Origin of the sequence: Microcystis sp. M_QC_C_20170808_M9Col (assembly GCF_007095495.1) — a bacterium.
In the GTDB taxonomy this organism is placed as follows: domain Bacteria; phylum Cyanobacteriota; class Cyanobacteriia; order Cyanobacteriales; family Microcystaceae; genus Microcystis; species Microcystis aeruginosa.
Genome location: NZ_SFBZ01000147.1, coordinates 1 through 3,557 on the forward strand (window position 1 = coordinate 1; position 3,557 = coordinate 3,557).

Genomic DNA, 3,557 nt, shown 5'->3' on the forward strand with positions numbered 1-3,557 from the left:
TTTCAGTTTTTCTATTAAGCTCAACATATATTTAAAAGGTTGGCGGTCACTCCTCATTTTACAAAGACAGTGATCGCTTTTACTTTTGATATTCTGATGGGAGAATGAAACAGCCCTACCCACAATCAGCCTGTGGGGTGTCCGGTTTTAACCATTTTCAGGGAAAAAGTGCCTAAATTTTGCCCCCGATCAATCCAATGGTCGGCACTTTTTGATGTCAAAGAATCCTAAAGATATTATCCCACAAGGTTTTTAGATTAAGCTTCTTGCATAATTAATTTTTGAGGGTTCAAAAACGGCAATACCAGCTGCCTGGACAAATCAGAAAGTAAAAGTTGTGCGGATAGTACCGATAACTAAGGTGGAATTGTTGTTATTCGAGTTAGGAGAAGTAATCACGATTACCCCTGGAGTAAGGGCAATATTATCGGTGAGCTTCCACTCATAAAATCCTTCGATATGAAAGGAAGTATCGGGATCATTAGTGGAACTGCCATCATTTAATCTAATACTAGAACTAGATACCCAAGGCTGCATACCAACAATAATACCAGCCGTATTTCCTTCCTTAAATAGATCAGGAAAAGCCAAAGTTATCGCCCAATTCCAGATAGCTAAATCTCCGCGTTCTAGTTGTCCATCTAAGGTGCTAAGGGTGATAGCTTTTGTGTACCCCCCCCAACCACCGAGGACAAAACCATCGACAATTCGCCAACTAAATTGTAACCCCAAACTATTATTAATTGTCGGGACAGCCTCCCCGAATAGTTCTTCGGTGAAAAATTGGAAATTCGAGCGCTGGCTTCCCGTTCCCGTATCTAATTGGTTATAACCATGAAAGTAGGATAAAGCAATGCCAAAATTCTCGTTTGGAACATAACCCAGCTGCCCTAGGGCAGTATAGGAACCGTTAAATAAACCCGCTCCCGGGTTAGGATCGTTAGCATCTCCGGCAAGATAACCGGCGCTGAATTGCAAAGCCCCATAATTACCCTGTAAACCGAGTCCAGTTTGTCCGGGGGCAAAATAAAGGGGATTGCGGGTACCAAAAGCGGAAAGCGCCCCACTAGCACCATCTCCATCCAAAAAGTTGAGGGTATTGGTAAAGTCATCTTTAGCACCTCCCGTCGCTTCTAACCAGAGGTAGATATTTTCCGTTAGGGGGAAACTGTAGTTTAAAACTTCTAGCAATAAATCATTGCCGTCGGGTTGGGTAAAGGCTAAGGTACTTTCAAAAGTTCCCGTGGTATCGGCTAAATCGGCAATATTTCCCGTTGCTAGACGGGTATAGAGTAAATCTTTACCTGTGAAGCTAGTATTTAATTCTAAACGGGCGCGATAACCAAAAGCCGGCACTTGGGGAATCCCTTCACCACCGTTTTTTTCTCCTGTGGCTACCCCATATAATGCCATCACCACTTCCCCGGTTAATTTAGTGGTGGTGGAAAATTGATTATTTTCCAGAAAAGCGACTCGATTTTCTAAGTTATCAACCCTAGCCCCTAAGGCCGCTAATTCTGTCTCGAATTCCCTGACTAATCGCTTGATTCTGTCTAGATCTTCTTTTAATACCGCTACTCCTTCTTGAATCAATCTTTCTAGGGTATTTAAGCAGGAATTCAACCCCGCGGCAAATTCCCAACGAGTTAAAGCGCGTTCACCGCGAAAAGTGCGGTCAGGATAACCTACTATACAACCATACCTCTCCACGAGACTCCTTAAGGCCTCAAAAGCCCAGGCGGTGGGAGAAACATCCCGCAATTGATTGACACTTGTTACCTGTGCCATGGGGTTACTAGAGAGGTTTTCGAGACTATTAGCCAGTACCGGACTAGAAAAACCCAGTAATATCGCTGCTGTTAGGAAATTTTGCTTGATTTTCATTGCTGTCTCCCACACCTATAAGAATGATTATTGTTCTCAGTATAATTAGGTTAGCAAACTTTTTCCAGTCTGGCACTATTGCAAATATTTTTCAAATGTTACTCCAGATAAAATCTGAATTGCTTAGCATTTATCGGTTAAAATAAATCTTAAATGATAATAAAAGCAATAAGTAGGGTTTGCGGCAAAAAGTTTTTCCTGGGGGCAGGGGGGGTGTAGGGTTTTAGCGATTTTGAGGGGGTCAATTACCTAATTTTCAGGGAAAAAGTCCAGGAATTTTCCACCCGATCACTCCGGGATCTGGCACTTTTTGGTTTCCAAAAAGTCTAAAAGTCTTACCCAACAAGGTTTTTAGATTTATTCAGCAAGCCCTAAATAAGGTTTGCGGCAAAAAGTAGGGGCGAAGCATTCGGACAGGAAATCTACGGTTTCAGCGATAGGTTATGCCCGAATGCTTCGCCCCGAAGATGCAAGGTTTTGAACCACGATTCTCTCAAAATCTTGCACCTGTGGGAGCGAAACAGGCCACTAAAACCCTTACCTCGTCTATATTTCACATTTATTCACCAAGCCCTAAATAATTTTATTGTTCCTAAAAACAAGATAGAGACGCTGCTGACAGCATCTCTAAATGATTATTTTTGGTTCAATTGAGGATAAAAAACGAGGTGACTAGCGCAATTCAGCGTTAAACTCGTTAAAAGAGCGTCTTTTTAACTCTAGCGATTGCGATCGAGGCAAAAGATCAAAAACCTTTCTTAAGACATCATCCACATCTTCATATTTAACATTGCCCAAACCATCATAAACCACTTTACCCTGTTGGTCTAAAACCACCGTTTGGGGAACCCCACCGCGATAATAGTAACCCGGTTCATCGGGACGATAGGAAGACTTTAACGGGATAGAATCGACAGTAACGGGGATAATACTGGCGGCGCGACCGTAAAACTCTTGAAAACGGGAGACAATCGCCGCAAATCGCTTACAATCACTACTATCATCCAGATAATAGACAATAATAGCTGGAATTTTCCGTTGAAAAGTTTCCGCTAAATTTAGACGCGGTGGTACGAGGGAACCATTACCCGCATAGACCACAAAAATATTACCATCGAGGCGATCGTCATCGATCCCCGCATAGGCGCTAGGGGTTAGCCAAGGAGAGAAACTCGTCAGAGCAACAATGAGAAAGACAAGACAGATCTGAAGACGCAGCCGATAACGAGATTTCATGATCAACAGGGTTAGAATATTAAGACAATTTTTAGTTTGACATACCCCACGCCGTAAACGGACGTGGATTCTTCTAGCATCACTGCTGTGAATTTCTGGCTCAACGAGTCCACTTGAATTAGATTCCTGGCGAAATCCCACCCAGAGGTGGTTCTCTCCTCAGACTTTCGCTCCCTTACAGAAGCCTGTTTTCGGGGGACCCTACGATACAGTTCAAAACCTCTAAAATAATTGGTTTCTCTGGTACTTGACGCTTAGAGCTTTTACCTATAGGAGCATTCCCCTATAGAACCCCATAACTCTAGTTTTCAAGGTGCGTTCATCCTGCGATGACTGGGTTTTTTAAGCGGTTGCTTACCCGGCCCGCTATTCTTAATATCATACATCAGATAAAGTCGCCCTAAAAGGGCGAGGCTTTAAACCCAATTTTTCGGTAA

2 protein-coding genes are annotated in these 3,557 nt (G+C 42.9%); both read right to left on the bottom strand.

Features of this window, described 5'->3' with window-relative positions; translation table 11 throughout:
- Positions 1 to 321: 321 nt before the first annotated feature.
- Positions 322 to 1,884 (bottom strand): iron uptake porin, encoded by a 1,563-nt coding sequence (locus EWV68_RS08880; RefSeq protein ID WP_287169535.1) that lies wholly within the window; start codon positions 1,882 to 1,884, stop codon positions 322 to 324.
- Between the two features lie 672 nt (positions 1,885 to 2,556).
- Positions 2,557 to 3,120, bottom strand: a complete 564-nt coding sequence (locus EWV68_RS08885) for a thylakoid membrane photosystem I accumulation factor (RefSeq protein WP_061431037.1) — start codon at positions 3,118 to 3,120, stop codon at positions 2,557 to 2,559.
- Between the last annotated feature and the right edge of the window lie 437 nt (positions 3,121 to 3,557).